The sequence below is a fragment of the Candidatus Viridilinea mediisalina genome, assembly GCF_002532535.1.
In the GTDB taxonomy this organism is placed as follows: domain Bacteria; phylum Chloroflexota; class Chloroflexia; order Chloroflexales; family Chloroflexaceae; genus Viridilinea; species Viridilinea mediisalina.
The window spans coordinates 1-3,955 of the sequence record NZ_NQWI01000211.1 but is presented as its reverse complement, the minus strand read 5'-3'; the positions used below and the strand labels follow the sequence as shown (position 1 = coordinate 3,955).

The following is a 3,955-nucleotide window of genomic DNA, read 5'->3' as shown; positions in this document are numbered from 1 at the left end:
TATCCCAGCAGCTTGTCATGCTGAATAGAACATGGGGCGCAGGCATCGTAGTGCCGACGTTAGTCGGCTGAGGTCTTTGGCAGCACTGGGAGCCGACTAACGTCGGCACTACCTACGGCGCAAACAGGAACGTTCCTACGAACCTTCGCTCAGGGTGACAAAGCAACGGGGTAATCAACAACATCCGCTTCCCATGGTATCACATGGGTCTTGCCCATTCAAAATGCATGCCGTCGCTGGCCCCTTTGCCGTCAAAGTTCCAGTGGCCGCCCCAGTAGAAGCCATGGGCGTTGGCTAGGGGCACGAGTTCGCGCACGGAGCCGGGTTGCCCGACGAAGGCGGCGATTTTTAACATGCCGTTCCAGCGGGCGTTGATGTCGAACGCAGTGCCGTAGGCATGGTTGCTGAGTACGCCCGGGTTGAGGCGAATCAGGCGTGGCACCCAGGCACCGTCGAAGGTCTTGATCAGGTGCATCAGCCCGGCGGCTTCCCAGGCGGCAAAGAGGCTGCGTAGTTGCTCGGCGGCGATACGGTGGAACTTGAGGATGGGGCTGCGTACTCCGGGAATCTGGAGCAACTGGGGGATGTTGACATCCACAACGTGCTGCTGCGGCCAGTTGTTGGTGATGGTGATGAAGGTGCCTTGGGCGGGTCTCCATTGGAGGTTGCCCAGGAGGCGCGGGCGCACGCCATTGGTGTCGGTGATGATGTTGAAGTTGGGGCGCGCTGGCCAGTTGATGTCGCCAGGTCGTGGTGGGCCTACCTCGCTGCCCGCTGCCACCGGCGGTAACGGGTTGCTCGGTGTCGGCGGCGGGGCTTGGCGCGGTGCGCGCGGCTGCCAGTTGACCACTGTAGTAGGCTTGGGGAGTTCGCTCATGCGCCGTATCTGGCCGTCCGGCCCTTGGTAGAGCGTGTCGAGGGCCCAGACCTGCACGCGATAGTTGGTGTTGAGCAGTTGCACTTGGTAGGGGCCGGTCAGTGGGGCACCCAAGCGCAACTCAAGGGCGCGGCGGTGCAGCGGGTCGTCGGGCTGGTAGGGTGCCCGCGCAACCTTGTAGGTCTCTTGCCAGAGTATGGGATAGGCGGGATCACTGGGCTCGGTGCTACTCAGCAGGCGACAGCCGCTCAGTTCGGTGACGGGCGTGTAGAGCGTTTCGGCGGCAAAGACCTGCAGGGCGTAGCGTTGATCGGGGCTACGGTAGTTGCCACTGAGTGGGGGGCCGTAGCCAGCATGACGTGCCACTTGATGGAAGCGCCAGCCAGGTTCGAGCGTCGTGCGCCCCTGGAGTGGCACACCCGCAGCTTGAACCCCCTCAAGCGCCATGCGGTAGGTGGCGGCCAACAGTTCGCGTCCGAGCCCTTGGGCCGGAATACCGTTACTAGCCGGATCAAAGAGAGCGCTGAGTTGCTGCACTGCCGCATAGTCGGTGCCTTCGTTAAAGAGCGTATCGCGGGCGTAGGGTTGCAGGTTGAAGGAGCGGCCATTGACCACCACCGGCGGAGGGGCGTTGCGGCCAATTGGTGCGCCTAGATTTTTTTGGGCCGCGTGCAACGGAAAGGCTTGACGCAGATTGAGGCTACCACCCAAGGGCTTGTAGCTTTCGCCAAAGAGCGCCACAAAGAGATCGGTCTCACTCGCTGCACCGCTACCCAGCACAACCTGGGCTTGATCAGGCGTTACTAGCCAGGGCAACGGCGGCGGCGGCGGCAGGTAGGGGTAGAGGCGCAAACGTCCTTGTGCATCAGCCATGATCGTTGCCAACGCCTCCAAACCCAACTGATGCTGCTCCAACACCTGGGCTACCAACCCGTCCACCGCAAGCAACTGAGCATCACGATACTCAGCATGCTCAGGTCGTTCCAGTGCCACCGCAAGGGCAATCGGATTCAGATTGCGGCGGCGCTGTTGGTAGATGACATTGGCTAGGTAGGTACCACAACGCTGATCAGCAAGCAACCGCTGCACCTGGCCATCCTGCCCCACATAGTAGTGGGGCAACGGCGTTGCTTGGGTCTCAAAAGCGGCCAAAGCCGCTGCGCCAGTGCGCCGATCATCAACCACCACCACCAAGCGGACCACACGACCAGCGTTGCTCATGGGTTGCTCCTTAACCAAGCTTCACACTTCGCCGCATCCACCACCACCAACTCTAAGCCGTCGGGCGGGGCCTCGGCGAGGGTGACTGGCAGTTCGTGGAGTTGGTCGCCGCGAAAGAGCGTGAGGCGCACCGTTGTGCCGGGCTGGCGTTCGGCGAGGCGGGCGTTGAGCTTGTCGGGGTTGATGCGCCAGCCATCAAGTGCCAGCAGTTGATCGTGGGCGTAGATGCCTGCACCATAGGCTGGCCCGTCGCTCCGCACACTGCTGACGACGCAACGTTCGCCTTGAGATTGCACCTGTAGCCCCAACCAGGCTTGGGGGCCACGCCGCTGCCAGCGCAACTCGAGTCCCGCTACAGCTAAGCCCGTCGCATAGTCTAGCTCCGCCACGCCTGCAACATAATCATTGAAGAAGGAGTTCAAACCAACCCCAGCCAGCTCCTCGGCGGCAGCCTGCACCGCGCCCTCTTCAGGGATACCGGGGCCGCTGGCGGGGTAGCGCTGGTAGAGCAGGCGCATCAGGTCGTCAAGTGAGCGTTGGCCACCACTCGCTTCACGGATACGCAGATCAAGTAACAGGCAGACCAAGGCACCCTTGAGGTAGTAGGAGATACTGGAATTGGCACTGTTCTCATCGGGGCGATAGAGCTTAATCCAGGCATCAAAACTGCTCTGCTCAAGGCTTTGCACATAGCGACCAGGCTGGCTCTGGAGTTGCACAATCTTTTCGGCCAAACGCTCTAGGTAGCGTTCTGGTGTAAGCAAGCCTGCACGCACCAGCAGCAACTGATCATAGTAGCTCGTCGCCCCTTCCATCAGCCAGAGCAAGCGCGTATAGTTTTCGCTGCGATAATCGAACGGGCCCAGCGGCGCGGGCCGCAGTCGCTTCACATTCCAGACATGAAAAAATTCATGGCTCGTCAGCGCCAAAAAGCGCTCATAGCTACGCTCCGGGCGAAAACTCCAACGATCCAACTGATTGGTCACACTATTGCGATGCTCCAAGCCACCGCCGCGCCCATCGGTGAGATGCAGAATGAAATGGTAACTGCTATAGGGCAACGTGCCAAAAAAAGCGCGCTGCACCTCCACAATCCGGCGCGTATCGGCCACAAGGCGCTGCTCGTCCTCATTGCCAGCGCCCCAGATGGCAAGCTCATGGGGAACATCATCCACAGTAAAGAAGAGGCGGCGATGGGTACCACACTCCACTGGACAATCCACCAACTCATCGTAATCCGCCGCAGTAAAGAGGTAGGTCTTACGCTCGCGATCGGCAATCAGCGCATCACCTACCAACGGCTGCAAACCCGTCGTCACATACCAATCATCGGGCGGCATCACCGCCAAACGCAAGCACTCATGGGTTCGGCCTGCCGCATACATGAAGACCGTGGCCCCATTAAAGTAGGCATGGGACGCATCAAGATGGCTGGTTCGCACCGTCAATTCATTAGCATAGACAGCATAGCTCGCAAAGAGACCGTGGGCGCCTTGGGTCTCAATCTGCCAGGTGTCCTTCGCCACCTTACGCCAGGGCAGCGGCACACCATCCACCGTTCGGGCAGCAAAGCCCTGCACATGGCGCGCATACTCACGCAGCAGATAGGAGCCGGGCGTCCACGCAGGCAGCACCAAATCCTGCGTTGCCCCACTGAGGCCATCTAGCTCAATGCTAACGTGGAAGAGGTGGCTATTGGGTTCGGGCATGCTAATGGTATAGGTAATCATAGGAGATAGCCGAGAGGTTATGCCATTTACGATTGTAGATTGCAGATTGCAGATTGTAGATTGCAGATTGCAGATTGCAGATTGCAGATTGCAGATTGCAGATTGCAGATTGCAGATTGCAGATTGC

General features: G+C 59.8%; 2 protein-coding genes. Both read right to left on the bottom strand.

What is annotated here, in order from left to right; all coding sequences use genetic code 11:
• Positions 1-199: 199 nt before the first annotated feature.
• Positions 200-2,098 (bottom strand): M15 family metallopeptidase, encoded by a 1,899-nt coding sequence (locus tag CJ255_RS21325; RefSeq protein WP_097646095.1) that lies wholly within the window; start codon positions 2,096-2,098, stop codon positions 200-202.
• The coding region (locus CJ255_RS21320) for a M61 family metallopeptidase (RefSeq protein ID WP_320410740.1) at positions 2,095-3,955 on the bottom strand (1,861 nt) is incomplete at its 5' end. The genes CJ255_RS21325 and CJ255_RS21320, both read right to left, overlap by 4 nt.

Bases quoted from the DNA above. Each gene is read 5' to 3' on its own strand.
- CJ255_RS21325 (WP_097646095.1), bottom strand. From the start codon at position 2,098: ATGAGCAACGCTGGTCGTGTGGTCCGCTTGGTGGTGGTGGTTGATGAT.